Genomic DNA, 13,447 nt, shown 5'->3' on the forward strand with positions numbered 1-13,447 from the left:
ATCTCGCCCTTTTCCACCTGGTCCACAACGGCCAGTTTAAAGCCCAGATTGTAATCGCGCTGACTACGCCTTTTCCTTTTATCCTCTCGTTTTTCCATAATAGGTCGATTTGTTGTCAACCTATTTTAGGACGGGACATTTATATGGAAGACAAGGGCGGCCAAATGGCCGCCCTTTCTTGTTCAACAAATACACTTTACCTTCGTTCTATGCGGTTTTTGATACCCTTCCTGTTTGGACTGCTCCTCGGACTACAGCCGACCTTGGCGCAACCGCTGCCTCCGGGTGCTCCTGCAGTTGTTATTACCGAGATCATGTATGACCTTCCGGGAACGGACGAAAGCCTTGAATTCATTGAAGTGCGCAATCCGAGCGATACCAACGAGCGGGGACTTGGAGGTTATCGCTTTACAGAGGGCATTGAGTTTTCCTTTCCATCGAATCTTGTCGCACAACCGCATCAATTTTTCATTGTGGCGAAAGATTCCGTTGCCTTTGAGAATGCTTTCGGTGTAAGTGCGTTTCAATGGACAAGCGGAGAGCTTAGCGACACGGGCGAACGTATCGTTCTGCGGAACAACTTCAACGTCATTTCTGACTCACTCACATACTCAAACGCACCTCCATGGCCTATGGCCGGAGCAGAAACAGGTGCTTCCATTGTGCATTGCAACGATACTGCGGCCGGATGGAATCCACTGAATTGGGAGGCGGCCACAAACAGCACGGGCATCATGGTCAATGGCGTGGAAATCCATGCCAATCCTGGAGAAGAATGTTCAATCGATAATTCCATTCACAATCTTGCCGAGAACGGATTTCTTATTGCACCGAACCCGAACAATGGCAGGTTCCGATTACAGATGGCCGAGCAAATGCAGGATAACGTACAATTGGACATCCTGAACCTTTCAGGCCAATTGGTTTATTCCGTCCCCCAGAATGGTGATCGGCCCGTTTCCATCCAGCTTCCTGCTGGCATTTATTTGGCGCGATTATCGCGGGAAGGTGCGACCAGTTATCAGCGGTTGGTCATCATAAACTAACGGTGACGCATCGCGTATCTTTGGTGAAACCTGTTCTCTGATCTGTGAGAAGATTCCTGCTTTTTCTGTCTCTTACCGTTGCCATTGGCCTTGCTGCTGGCTTCTTTACGGGCAGAAAGCACAGTTCCGACCAGCAGCGGTCGGTACTGATCGAGCAGGAATTTCAGGCGGTGGATATTCGTCTGAAGAATGTCTTAAACCAGGTTGCTGCGCAGCAGGACGGATTACGGACCTACTGCGACCGTTGGCAAAAGCATGGCATCGGTCTGGTGATCTACGACAACGGAGTGGCCACCGAATGGACCACCAATGCCGTTCCCTTTCCGCTTTCGTTTGAGGAACGGACCAAACCGATCGATGGCCTGATCAAACTGAAAAGCGCATGGTATCTGTGTCGGAAATTGGAGGAAAACGGTCAGCTACTTGTTGGTTATGCTCTGGTTGAGACCGAATACGGCTTTGAGAACCGCTACATCCAGAACCAATGGAATCCGGATATGCCGAATGCCGATGGTTTTTCCATCACGCAGATCGACCATAACACGTATCCGCTGCATTTGGAGGATGGAACGGTGGCCGCTTACCTCCGCCAAAAAACGGTTGCCAACGAACCGATATTCAGTGAATCGGCTGCGCTGTGGTTGTTGTTCATCGCGCTGATGCTCATCACCATTTGGGCCTCGGCCGACTGGCTTTCGGAGTTTATTTCCAAGCCCCTTTCATTGGTCGTCTTTCTCCTCTTGTTGATCGGATTCCGCAGCTTGATGCTCTGGTGGAGTCTGCCGAAAGGCCTTTACGCCATTGCTGCTTTCGGACCGACATTGCATGCCTCTTCGCTGCTCATTCCATCGCTGGGCGATCTGGCCCTGCACATGGTATTCCTGCTGATCGCACTTCTTAGAATTTCTCGAATTGAGCCAAGGCCGACCTCATCCTTTCTTCCGGTTGCAAGCCTCAGAATAACCCAAGTGCTGTTCGTTTTTCCGCTTCAGGCGCTTATCCGAACGTTGGTTTTCAACTCTTCCTTTTCGCTGCATCTGAACAACCCGTTCTCGCTCAACGGCTACAGCTTTGTGGCGCTGATCATCATTTTCCTTGGCCTGTTGTGTCTCTACTTGGCCCTTCGCATCACCGAAGGTTGGATAGCCAGACCGAACCGATGGATGCGCGACATCATCCTCTGGTCTTTCGGGGCCGCAGCGCTTTTTCTGCTTACGGGTTGCAATGGCAATGCGTTGGTGCTGGGTCTGACCGTTTTGGCAATGCTCATTTCCCTCGCACTCATTGCCAAGTGGCTGAACCACGAGGACGGGATCTCTGGGTATGTTCCGATGGTGCTGATATTCACCGTGCTCGCCACCGTGATGCTGGTGCAGACCTTCCATGCCAATGAGAAAGAGGAGCGTAAAGCGCTGGCGCGGAAGCTGGAGGAACGCCAGAATCCGATAACCGAATACCTTTTTGATGGGCTGGAGGAAAAGATCCTTTCCGACCGCACCTTGCGGAATCTGTTGGCCGTGCGACCGCTCGATCAGGAGGCCGTGTTGGCCGCCCTGCACCAGTTGCTGGCCTACGATCATTGGAATCAGTACGTGGCCACGGTCAATCTTTTCAATGAGAAAGGCGGCATCATGGCCTCAGACGAACCTGCCGTGGGGCCGAACTACTTCGAGCTGCTGCGCGATTTCGACCGCTCGAAACCGACCATGGCCGCGCGCTTGGCCTACGCAGGCGTTTGGGATGCACAGGGCGGCTACATCGCCCGTTTGGAACTGAACGGAAGGCGTTCTCAGGACGATCTGGTGCTCTTCATTCGCCTCGTGCCTGAAAGAACGGATGACATTCTCGGTTTTACCGATCTCTTTGTGGATGAGGAGATCAGCACGGCCAAGGAATTCCAAGGCTACTCGTATGCCATTTACGAGGATGGCGAACTGCAGGACAAGTATGGCGATTTCGCCTACAGCCTTTCGGATGCACGGTTCAGGGAGTTCAAAGGTGAGAACACGTTCGTGGAATTCGAAGGCTACGAGCATTTGGTGAACCGCCCGCTGGAAGGACGCGTGATCGTCATCAGCAAGCTGAAAGATGGCCTGATCGATCATCTCACCATCTTCTCGTACCTGTTCCTTTTCTTCTTTGCCTGCGCCACCATTGCGGCCATGTTGGAGGGGCGCTTGCTGCGCGGACTGTTCTCCGACAGCAGTTTCCGCAACCGCATCAACCTGGCCATGGGTTCGGTGCTGCTGTTCTCGTTGCTACTTATCGGTGCGCTGACGGTCTTTTACGTGGTGCGTGGCTACAACAACCGCAATCAGGAGATGATCTCCGAGCGTTCGCGCTCCATTCTCATTGTGCTGGAAAGACGCTTGAGCGACCGCGAATCGTTCTCGGAAGACGATCAGGTAATGGTTGCAACACTGCTCAACCGTCTGTCGAAGGTCTTCTTCACCGACATCAATTTCTACCAACTGAACGGACATCTGCTGGCCACCTCGCGGCCTCGCTTATATGATGAAGGGCTGATGGCCAAGGTACTGGACCGAACGGCCTACACCGAAATGCGGTTCAACCAGCGGTCGAGTTTCATACAGGATGAGACCATCGGCAACCTGAAATACCTGACGGCCTACATGCCTTTCCGCAACCAGAAAGGGGATGTGATCGGCTTCATGAGCCTGCCCTACTTTGCGCGGCAATACGGCCTGCAACAGGAGGTCTTCTCGCTGCTGGCGGCCCTCACCAACATCTACGTGTTCCTGATCCTGCTTTCGGTGGTGCTGGCGCTGGTCATCTCCAACCGCATTACCGAGCCGCTGCGCTTCATCCGCGATAGCTTGAAGAACCTGAAACTGGACCAGACGAACCGCGCCATTGAATGGAAGAGCAAGGACGAGATCGGGGAGTTGGTGGACGAGTACAACCGAACCTTGAACGAGCTGGTGCGAAGTGCCGAAATGCTGGCGCGGTCGGAGCGCGAAAGCGCGTGGCGCGAGATGGCCAAACAGGTGGCGCACGAGATCAAGAACCCGCTCACCCCGATGAAACTGAGCATCCAGATGCTTCAGCGCAGCATGAACGATGGCGCGGAAGACCTGAACGAGCGCATCGAGCGGACCGCGAAAACGCTCATCGAACAGATCGATACGCTTTCGCACATTGCCACGGAGTTCTCCTCATTTGCGCAGATGCCGAAAGCGAGCGTGGCAGAGGTGAATCTGAAAGAGGTGCTGCGCAACGCGGTGCAACTGCATCAGAACTCAGATACCCGCATCGAACTGGACATGACTACCGATGGAACCTGTACAGTGAGAGCGGACAAGGAGCAACTGCTGCGCGTGTTCAACAACTTGATCAAGAACGGCATTCAGGCCATCCCCGAAGGGCGCGATGGCGAGATCCTCGTCCGTTTGAAACATGAAGGGAATGAATGCACCGTTTCGGTGAAGGACAACGGAAGCGGTATTCCAACAGAGGTGCAAGAGAAGATCTTCGTGCCCAATTTCACCACCAAAACCTCTGGAATGGGTCTCGGTCTGGCCATGGTGAAGAACATCATCGAAACCGCCAACGGCCGCATTTGGTTTGAGACGGAACAGGATGCGGGAACCTCGTTCCATGTGGCGTTCCCCGTTCTGTAGAGACGCGATAAATCGCGTCTGATCTCTCATAGGTTACATCTGATCTGGTCGGGTCTTGGTGTAAGACGCGATAAATCGCGTCTCTACGAGGTAGCCTTCGGTTTACTGCTCACCAAATAGACACCTATGCAAATGAGCACGGCCGAAACCACCTTGATCCAATCCAGATGGTCTTTGCCCAAAGCAATGGCAAATGCCGATGCGATGACAGGCTGCAGGTAGATGTAGGTGCTGACCACCGATGGACTCACGTACCGCAGCGCCACCGTATTGAACATGTAGGCGAAAAAACTGAGCCCCACCACCACGAAAACCGTGGCCCAGATGATCTTGGGCGGGAACGTGTGCCACTCGATCTGGGAGAACTCCTGCCAACCGAACGGCAGCACCATGATGAGCCCGAAAAGGAAGATCCATTTGATGACCGTGAGCGGATGGTACTTCTTCATGAATGGCGAAACAAGCACCAGGTACACACCATAGGATGATGCGTTGATCCACACCATGAAATCACCCAGAAAGGTGGTGGAACCGAAGGTGATCTCCTTCCCAATGAGCAGGATCATGAGCGTTCCGATGAGACCGACAACGATCCCCGATGCCTTCTTGAGCGTGATGCGTTCCTTGATGAGAAACGCGGCCACAATAAGCACCAGAATGGGCGTGGAGGTCATGATAACGGCCGCATTGATGGGGTTGGTGTAGTTGAGCCCCTTGAAGAAGAACAGTTGGTTGATGGCGATGCCGAAAAGGGCGGCCAACGCAAGCTTCGGCAGGTCTTTGCGGTCCATCTTCTCCTTTACAAACAGACCGGTAATCCAGAACAGCGAAACGGCACCCAGACACCGCAGCAGAATGAACCCGAACGGTTGGATGTAATCGGGCATCACCTCTTTGGCAATGGTGTAATTGGCCCCGTAAATGAGTTGCGCACCTATCAGCGCCACGTGCGCGATGAGCTGCTTATTCATCCAATGCGACCTTCGCAGCCTCTACGGTCTTCTTGGCATTTCCCACAAAAACCTCCTCGCCTATCCAGATAACGGGGCGCTTTAAAAAGGTGTATTCTTCCAGAATGTATTTGCGATAGTCCTGTTCCGAGAGGTTCATTTCGTTCAGCCCCATGCTGCGGAACTTCATCGCGCGCTTGCTGAAAAGCGCCTCATACGAACCTACTTTCTCCTTTACGGTATCCAACTGCTCGGCAGAGATGTTCTCGGTCTTGATGTCCTGAAACTCGAAACCCTTCTCCTGCAATCCCAGCTCCTTGATGATCCGCTGGCAGGTATCGCAGGTGGAAAGGTGATAGATCTTGCGCATAGGTTCTGGATTTGGCTGCGAAGATACGAGGCGAAATAGAATCCTTTTTTGAAACTGTCCGTTGAAGGTTGACAAACCAACCCCAACATGTTCTACCTCATCTACAGCAGCAAAGCGGTTCCGGGTCTGAAAGAATCCGACCTGAAAAACATTCTTGCTTCAGCCCAAAGAAGGAATAGCGAGAATGATATCACAGGACTCCTCATATTTCATGAGGGGACTTTCATTCAGATGCTTGAAGGAAATGAACAGACGGTCATGGACACATTCGAACGCATTGAGGAAGACGACCGCCACACGGCTGTTCTCCGACTGTTTTCGGGAAATGAGGAAAATCGTCACTTCCCCGATTGGAAAATGGCGCTGAAAGTAGTGGATGAAAGCGAGTTTGAGGCGATCGGTGCCTTTACCAGCTTGGAAGAAGGAAACCGGCTTCTGCACCAAGTAAAGGAAGACCATATTGGTCTGAAAATGCTACGGTACTTCTATCAGTTGAAGGAGTAACCGGATTCTTATTCCGCATCAAAGATTCTTGATGAACTCCAAGTGCTCATCTGTCCAATCGGGTTGTGTTTTCTGTCCCTCAATTGGCATGGTGAACACACGGTCTTCAATTCGCATGGGTTGAATATGTGTTGCGGTCAGCGAATACTTCCGCTTGCCTGATAATTTGGAAGCGAATACCATTTTCAATGGAACAGCCTGCGCATAGCGCGTCCAAACGTTAAAGTGTTGACCACGGCACTTCTCAAAATGATGATAGTCTAAAGGAAGATCGTGACTGAAGAAATATTCGGAAGTATCATATTTCGAGTACAGTATCACTTGGTCGCAATCATGCCCCAAAATCGTGTCAGCATGCTCATTTACTTCCACCTTTAGAATCTGATCTGCCTCTTGCTGATACCCACCGGCCGTCCAAATGATGGAATAGTCCTCCCAAGCTGTGCGCCCTACATAAATGCGGTTCTGTGATGGAAGGTAAAGCCGCCAATCGAACGTCTCTCCATTCGACTTCTCCAGCCAATTGCCTTGCTTATAGAAAATCTCCCTCTTGGTACCAACAGGAACCATCTGCCACCCCTCTCCACGAATGATCGAATATACTTCGTCCACTCGATAGGTGATACGTCCCTGAAACTCCCGCGTGCCTTCTGCTAACGGTTCGGGCTTTTTTTTTCAGCCTCGGCAATCGTGAACTGGCGCGAATCGCATTTACGGGTCTTCGACCCTTTTTTCACACGTATCAGTTCTATGTGAATCACATCACCGACCTTAAGTGATGCAATGGCCAACTTTGCTCTTTCTGAAAAAACGCTCCCTTCACAAGGAAAGGTGACGTTCTCTCCTTTTACAGGTAAAACCAGATCGAACGAACTCACGCTCCACTCTTTGTCAGAACTTGTAAGGAAGAATCTGAGGAGTTCTTCCTTGGTGATGATGCCACCACTTTTTCCGCCCAATAGCACTTCTACTTCGCTTGCCGCATCTTCCGACCCTACTCCCATCTTTGGCTCAGATCCATTCTGGTGAAACCCTGTTTTGAAACGGTCTGCTTCTCTCAATGGAACACCATGGTCGAACATGACCGTATCAGTCACATTTCCGTCAGCGTCATAGTAGGTCCAAAGTCCATGCTTGCCACCCAGATCTTCTATAATGGTCATCTGCAAATCATAAGGAGGCTCGGGGCTTTCGATATAAACCGTATCGGTCAGACAGGGTTCTGCAATGTGTTCTCCTTCGGAGGTTTTCCGTCCAAGCGAATCATAGGTGATCCCATGCCCTGTCAGGTAGCCTTCCATGTTCACAAATTCCTCAACGGTCAATCTTCCTTGACCGTCAAACTGCCGCTGCCTGTATAGCGAATCGGTTCCCAATGTGCGTTCCAAAGAGAGGATGCCATCATTGTCATATTCTTTGACATTTATTTCCACTCCTTGACTGTAGGAGGTCACTTCCTTTCTCCACCGCGAGTTGACCCACTCTCCTTCTTTTTTGCCGTTCACCACTTCTCCTTCTGACACAACGGTGGAATCGCTGCGCATCTGTTTCTCGTAATAGGTCAGCGTGTCGGTGCAGTTGGCATAGGTACGCTCTATAAAAGTTGTATCACCGTAGTATCCTTTACGGATAGTAGTCTTGGTGCATGGCTTCTGGCAGCTGATGGCCGCAGCCAAAATGATGAACAGAACAGGTAATGCGTTTGCTTTCATGTGATGAGATTTTAGTTGGTTCCTTAATTGAATGCAGCATTCTGAAAAAGGAACAGGTCACCTGACCAAGTAATAGGTCATATCGTCTACTACAAATTGCAGTTCGGTCGGGGTGAGTTTCGCAATTCGGATCGCGTCCTCATCTTCGCCTTGTTCGCTCAAGAAAAGGTATGTTCGGTCTCTCGACCACCTGTAGGAACCCTGCTCATGGGACTTTCCATTTTCGTAAAAGGAAGATACGCTGCCGTCATTTTCAAACTCGAACCCTTTCAGGCCATTCAAAGCGAAGGCGAACAAGGCCAGTCCGATGGATGCGGTATCTGTTGTTGACAGGCTATCGAGGTTCCACTTGCCTGTCAGGTCTCCGCTCCATGTTGCAACACCGTGGTCAAAAATGGTGGTGTCGGTGGCTTTCCCTTCGGCATTGTAGAAGACCCACGGACCATGTTTCCCTCCATTCTCCGTGACTATGGTCATCTGTAGCTCATAGGGAGGATCTGGGCTTTCTATGTACATGGTGTCGCGCATGCAATCCTCCGCTATGTTCTCGCCTTCCGAGGTTTTCCGTCCAAGCGAATCATAGCTTATCCCGTGCCCGGTCAGGTAGCCATCCATGTTCGCAAATTCCTCCACGGTCAATCTTCCTTGACCGTCAAACTGCCGTTGCCTGTAAAGCGAATCTTTGTCTAATGTCTGTTCCCAGAAGAGCGTGCCATTCTCATTAAACATTTTGATGTTCACCTCTACTCCATGACTGAAGGTGACGATCTCATTTCCCCAACGCTGCATGGTCCATTCGCCTTCTTTCTTGCCGTTCACCACTTCTCCTTCTGACACAACGGTGGAATCGCTGCGCATCTGCTTCTCATAATAGGTCAGCGTGTCATTGCAATTGGCATAGGTGCGTTCCACAAAGGTGGTGTCTCCGTAGTGGCCTTTCTTGATGGTGGTCTTTGTGCATGGCTTCTGGCATCCGATGGCCGCAGCCAAAATGACGAACAGGACAGGTAATGTGTTTGCTTTCATGTGATGAGATTTTTAGTTGGTTCCTTAATAGAATGCCGCAATCTGAAAAAGGAACAGCATAAATTTTCATTCCTATTTTGATATGCCCAATCGCTTATGTTTCAATAACAATAATTGATCTCTCAGATCGCTTTATGCGGAAATTGAAAGAACCTGTTCACATGTCGCAATCTAAGGCTTGGGACTATTTTCTCCTTGTTGCGCGCTTCTTGCTGGCGTGGACGCTTTTAGATTACGGGATAGGAAAGCTTGTTGGAGACCAGTTCGGTATCAGCGAGGTGGAGATGAACACACAGGTCGGGGAATTGAGCCTTTTCCGGCTTTCTTGGTATCTTTTCGACCATCAGCCTTTCAAGGCATTCATCGGTATCAGTCAAGTCGTCTGTGCCCTGCTTCTGCTCTTGAATCGTACAGCCATTCTTGGTGCGTTAATGTCCATTCCCATCCTACTGAATATTCTGATCATAGACCTTACGATCATGCCCCCAGGTCTCATGTCGGGATTTACTTGGCGGCTGTCCTCCTACCTGATCTTGAACATACTGATCCTATGGCACTACCGTGACCGAATGCGGCATGTTTGGTATCACCTCACCGATAATGTCCGAACAAAATTCGGTTTCCCGCTTTGGGCGTATCTGATGCTACCAATTATGGCAATATTACTTGAGGTGATGCTCATCATTCCACAAACACTCGCTAACCTCATTCTGAGGCCAGCAGCCACAATAGATGCTTGGTCGAAACTTCCCGAACTGATCAGAAAAGCACTCGAACACTTTCAGTAAAGGAATAATCCCCCTTACTGCACGATGAGCTTCTTGACGGCCTTACCTGCCGTGCCCTGAACTTCCAACAGATAAACTCCTGAAGCTGGAACCATACCCCGCTGCACCGCAAAGCGATGCGTTCCGAATGCGAGGCTTCCGTCATGCAGCCGTGTTACCAACTTTCCGGTCACATCCATCAGTGAGATGCTGTAAGCACCCGTGTTGGCGACCTCCAACGTCACCGTGGTCTCATCCAGCATCGGGTTGGGGCCAATGGTGAATTGGAAACCCTGCTGACGGTCGCTCACGCCCAACGGACCCGAGATCTGAATATCATCGATGTAAATGTTGTTTCCTGCATCGCTCGTTCCGCGGAACTTGACCAACAGATGCTCTTCGTTGGTGAACGAACCGAGGTTTACGTTTATCTGCTCCCAATCCGCTTCAGAACTTGGCGTGAACGAACCACCTGTGGTGCCACTTACCGTGGCCAATGCACTTCCCGATTTGTTGTAACGCAGCTGCCATGTTTCGCCACAATCTCGCGACACATACACGCGCAAATTGTCTGACGCGCTATTTGACCGCTGCTTGTACGAAAGCTGAAAATAGAGATCCGGATTGTTTATCAGCGTCATATTCACCGAAGGCAGCATGAACTCATCTACACTTCCCAACGGGTTGCCGCTAAAGTTATTCAGGTAAATGCTCTTATTGTCGGTGTGCGCTGCATCCGATTTTTCCCATGTGTTACCGAGGTTGTCAGAAACGACAATGTAATCCTCCGCAGCCGACTCGAAACCTTCAAAACTGAACCAGTTCTGTACCTGCGCCTGTGCCGGAATGACCTGTATGTAATCGGTTTGGGTGTAGCTGTCGCTTCCCTGAGGGTTGCTCACACTCAATGAGACTGAATAGACACCCGGTGACGCATAGGAAACGGTCGGGTTTGCGCTGGTGGAACTGGAAGGCGTGGCACCTGTCAACTGCCAGTCATAAGAGGTCACATCTCCGTTATATGAGTCATCGGTAAATGTTACGTTCTCGCCTGCACAAACGATACGCTGTGCGGCATAGAACTGAGCTACAGGAGCGCATGGCGTTTCGCCCAAAAGCACACCGGTGGCGGTAAGATTGGAACCAGACCAGATGTTGCTGCGGGAACTGGAAAGTGTTGCATCCATCCTACTTTTCTGATTCATGGTGAACATGTTCTGACATGACCCATTTGAATAATCCATGTAATTCTCTACTTGATTTGGCAGATCCGGATTGTCGTTTGAGCATGTATTTGCGTTCAGCGGACAGTTACTTGGCGTTGCCTCTGCCTGCGGTGGCGTGTCATCGCATTGGTCATCAAAAAAACTGTTGCATCCGCCCTGAAATGTGTGGAAAAGACTCAGCCAATGACCTGCCTCATGCGTAAGCGTACGCCCTACACTGCCTGTGTTGGCGGCTGTTCCGATGCTCCCCACATAATCGGCCCGTACCACCACACCATCGGTCTGTGCACTGCCGAAACCCGGAAACTGTGCATAGCCCAGAATGATGCCCTGCCCGCTACCATCGTCTGCAATGCTGGCCACCACCCATACATTGAAGTACTTGTTGCTGGGCCAGTAACTCACACCTTTCACGCCATTGTCGTCAGAGGCATTGTACGTGAGTGGCGACCACACGCGCACCACTCCGTTGGTACAATTTCCCTGCGGGTCGAGTTTGGCAAGGCGGAATTCTACGTTACAATCGGCCGCAACGGGCTTGAAAATAGACCGTGTATTGGCCGTGTCCTCATTCATTCTGCGGTAATCCTCGTTCAGAATGCGTATCTGGTCTTCGATCTGCTCGTAGCTTATATTTTCATTTCCTCCCTGATGGATGACATGGAAGACCGTGGGGATGATGCGCGGGCCGCCCCCGCGTTCATTGTCCGAACCATTACGTCCAATGTCCTGGGCCTGCGCCTTCAGGTCTTCTATCACCTGCCAACGGGAAGGGTCTTCGGCAAGCATTCTCTCAAGGTTCCGGTCGAAACCACATTTGGCATTCTGAGCAATTGTGCTTGAGACTGCGAACAGCGCCAGCACGGCAAGTACTATTGTATTTTTCATTTTTGGTTTGTGAAGCCTGTAAATATAGCGGCTGAACGAGCGGACAAGTGTAATGAGAATTACCCAAGTGCGACTTTGAGGTCAGCGATAAGGTCGTCCGCATCTTCAATTCCAATGCTCAAACGGATGAGCGAATCCACCACTCCGGTCTTTTCCCTTTCTTCTTTCGGAATGGCCGCGTGTGTCATGGTTGCCGGATGTCCGATCAGCGATTCTACACCGCCCAAACTTTCGGCCAATGAGAACAAGTGAGTTGCAGAAAGCACTTTCGTAGCTGCCTCCACGGTATTTTCTTTTAATGTGAATGAGACCATTCCTCCGAATCCGCTCATTTGGCTTTTTGCCACTTCGTGATTCGGGTGCGAATCAAACCCTGGCCAATAGACCTTATCCACTTTCGGTTGATCTTTCAACCAGTTTGCCACGGCTTTCCCGTTCTCGCAATGCTGCTTCATCCGGATGGAAAGCGTCTTCAATCCGCGTAGCACCAAAAAGCTGTCCATCGGGCCGCAAACGGCACCACTACTGTTCTGAATGAAGTACATCTTCTCAGCTATTTTCTCATCCCGGACCACCAACGCGCCCATCACCACATCCGAATGTCCACCCAGATATTTGGTCACCGAATGCATCACGATGTCGGCTCCAAGATCGAGCGGTTGCTGCAATGCAGGCGTGGCAAATGTGTTGTCCACGCAAAGCAGCGCTCCGGTAGATCTTGCCACCGCGGCCATGGCCTTGATGTCGATGATGTTCATCATCGGATTGGTCGGTGTTTCCACCCAAATGAGCTTGGTATTGCTGTTCACCTTTGCCTTCACAGCCGCGTCATCGCCCATCGGCACAAAGTGGAATTTGATACCGAAATCCTCATATATCTTGGTGAAAAGACGGTACGTTCCTCCATAAAGATCGTTGGTGCTGATGACCTCATCTCCCGGTTTCAGCATCTTGATAACGCAGTCGATGGCCGCCAGTCCGCTACCGAAACAAGCACCATATGTTCCGTTCTCCAACTCAGCAATTGCTTTCTCCAACGCGTTTCTGGTCGGGTTTCCCGTACGGGAATATTCGTAGCCTTTATGATCGCCTGGCGCAGCCTGCACATAGGTTGATGTCTGATAAATTGGTGTCATGATGGCACCTGTGGTCGGGTCTGGTTCAACCCCTGCGTGAACTGCTTTCGTTCCGAATTTCATGTGTTTTGGTTTTGCCCCGTTCATATTTCCTAACATGGAAATTCCCCCTTTTGGGGATGGAGGGGCTGGCAAATGTATAGGAATCTTTATAGTAGTTTCATGACCCAAAGCATTGAGC

11 protein-coding genes are annotated in these 13,447 nt (G+C 50.9%); 4 read left to right on the forward strand and 7 right to left on the reverse strand.

Features of this window, described 5'->3' with window-relative positions; translation table 11 throughout:
* The first annotated feature begins 143 nt into the window (after positions 1-143).
* Both GC178_08825 and GC178_08830 read left to right on the forward strand, forming a co-directional pair.
* The gene (locus tag GC178_08825; protein ID MBI1287667.1) at positions 144-1,046 is read left to right on the forward strand and encodes a T9SS type A sorting domain-containing protein; all 903 of its coding nucleotides are present in this window, start codon (positions 144-146) and stop codon (positions 1,044-1,046) included.
* Positions 1,047-1,090: 44 nt separating this feature from the next.
* Complete coding sequence (locus tag GC178_08830) at positions 1,091-4,687, forward strand: HAMP domain-containing protein (protein MBI1287668.1); 3,597 nt, start codon at positions 1,091-1,093, stop codon at positions 4,685-4,687.
* Between the two features lie 83 nt (positions 4,688-4,770).
* Here GC178_08830 and GC178_08835 read toward each other — a convergent pair whose 3' ends face one another.
* Positions 4,771-5,658 (reverse strand): EamA family transporter, encoded by an 888-nt coding sequence (locus tag GC178_08835; GenBank protein MBI1287669.1) that lies wholly within the window; start codon positions 5,656-5,658, stop codon positions 4,771-4,773.
* The gene (locus GC178_08840) at positions 5,651-6,007 is read right to left on the reverse strand and encodes an arsenate reductase (GenBank protein ID MBI1287670.1); all 357 of its coding nucleotides are present in this window, start codon (positions 6,005-6,007) and stop codon (positions 5,651-5,653) included. The genes GC178_08835 and GC178_08840 overlap by 8 nt, the downstream gene beginning before the upstream one ends.
* Before the next feature lie 87 nt (positions 6,008-6,094).
* Here GC178_08840 and GC178_08845 point away from each other — a divergent pair, with 87 nt between their 5' ends.
* The gene (locus GC178_08845; GenBank protein ID MBI1287671.1) at positions 6,095-6,511 is read left to right on the forward strand and encodes a blue light sensor protein; all 417 of its coding nucleotides are present in this window, start codon (positions 6,095-6,097) and stop codon (positions 6,509-6,511) included.
* An 18-nt stretch (positions 6,512-6,529) separates the two neighbouring features.
* Here GC178_08845 and GC178_08850 read toward each other — a convergent pair whose 3' ends face one another.
* Genes GC178_08850 through GC178_08860 form a run of 3 tightly spaced genes read right to left on the reverse strand, consistent with a single transcriptional unit; the run spans position 6,530 to position 9,249 of the window.
* Positions 6,530-7,123 (reverse strand): hypothetical protein, encoded by a 594-nt coding sequence (locus tag GC178_08850; GenBank protein ID MBI1287672.1) that lies wholly within the window; start codon positions 7,121-7,123, stop codon positions 6,530-6,532.
* Between the two features lie 41 nt (positions 7,124-7,164).
* A complete protein-coding gene (locus GC178_08855; GenBank protein ID MBI1287673.1) occupies positions 7,165-8,223 on the reverse strand; it encodes a hypothetical protein in 1,059 nt (352 codons plus the stop codon).
* Positions 8,224-8,280: 57 nt separating this feature from the next.
* Positions 8,281-9,249: a hypothetical protein gene (locus tag GC178_08860; GenBank protein ID MBI1287674.1), complete on the reverse strand. Its 969-nt coding sequence runs from the start codon at positions 9,247-9,249 to the stop codon at positions 8,281-8,283.
* A 161-nt stretch (positions 9,250-9,410) separates the two neighbouring features.
* Here GC178_08860 and GC178_08865 point away from each other — a divergent pair, with 161 nt between their 5' ends.
* On the forward strand, positions 9,411-10,037 hold the full coding sequence (locus GC178_08865) for a DoxX family membrane protein (protein ID MBI1287675.1): 627 nt from the start codon (positions 9,411-9,413) through the stop codon (positions 10,035-10,037).
* 14 nt (positions 10,038-10,051) lie between these two features.
* Here GC178_08865 and GC178_08870 read toward each other — a convergent pair whose 3' ends face one another.
* Together GC178_08870 and GC178_08875 are read right to left on the reverse strand one after the other, a co-directional pair.
* A complete protein-coding gene (locus GC178_08870; GenBank protein ID MBI1287676.1) occupies positions 10,052-12,130 on the reverse strand; it encodes a PKD domain-containing protein in 2,079 nt (692 codons plus the stop codon).
* Between the two features lie 59 nt (positions 12,131-12,189).
* Positions 12,190-13,329, reverse strand: coding sequence for a cystathionine gamma-synthase (locus GC178_08875; GenBank protein ID MBI1287677.1), 1,140 nt, complete (start codon positions 13,327-13,329; stop codon positions 12,190-12,192).
* Positions 13,330-13,447 lie beyond the last annotated feature (118 nt).

The organism is Flavobacteriales bacterium (assembly GCA_016124845.1).
Classification (GTDB): domain Bacteria; phylum Bacteroidota; class Bacteroidia; order UBA10329; family UBA10329; genus UBA10329.